Source organism: Carboxydocella sp. JDF658 (genome assembly GCF_002049395.1).
Classification (GTDB): domain Bacteria; phylum Bacillota.
Genome location: NZ_BDLR01000144.1, coordinates 1 through 557, shown reverse-complemented (window position 1 = coordinate 557; position 557 = coordinate 1). Strand labels below are relative to the sequence as shown.

Sequence of the window (557 nt, the reverse complement as noted above, 5' to 3'; positions counted from 1 at the left end):
ATATTTCTCAGCTAAAAAACGCATAATTCGGCCTATTTTGTGTTAAATCGAATTAATTCCCAGCTTGACAAATTCTAAAAAATTTTATGCAACGCTACTGGTTTAAACTACTAATTTTTATATTAACTTTTCGCAGTTATCATTCTGAAAATGGGTACATCGCAAAAAGCATAAAATAAAAAGGTGTTGACAGATGAATTTAAGATGTGTTAATATAAGCAAGCGCCCGGCAGACAGCACTGCCGGGTGCGAAAAAAATTAAAAATGGTAGTTGACAGAATAACTGCCGATGTGATATTATAACTAACGTCGCTGACACGAGGTTCGGGATATGTCGAGGACCTCGAGGCAGATGGAACACAGCCAGATAAAGCTTATAAAGAAGCGAACAGATCCTTGAAAACTGAACAGGATGTTCTACACCGTAAAACGGACTCGTCAGTTTCGAGTTTCTATTAATTTCGGATAAAAACTTTTCGAGATATATTCGGAGAGTTTGATCCTGGCTCAGGATGAACGCTGGCGGCGTGCCTAACACATGCAAGTCGAGCGGAGCC

Annotated in this window: 1 rRNA gene; it reads left to right on the top strand. The window is 39.3% G+C overall.

Going from position 1 to position 557, the window contains the following annotated elements:
- Positions 1–484: 484 nt before the first annotated feature.
- Positions 485–557 (top strand): 16S ribosomal RNA (locus tag JDF658_RS12895); the annotation flags it as partial.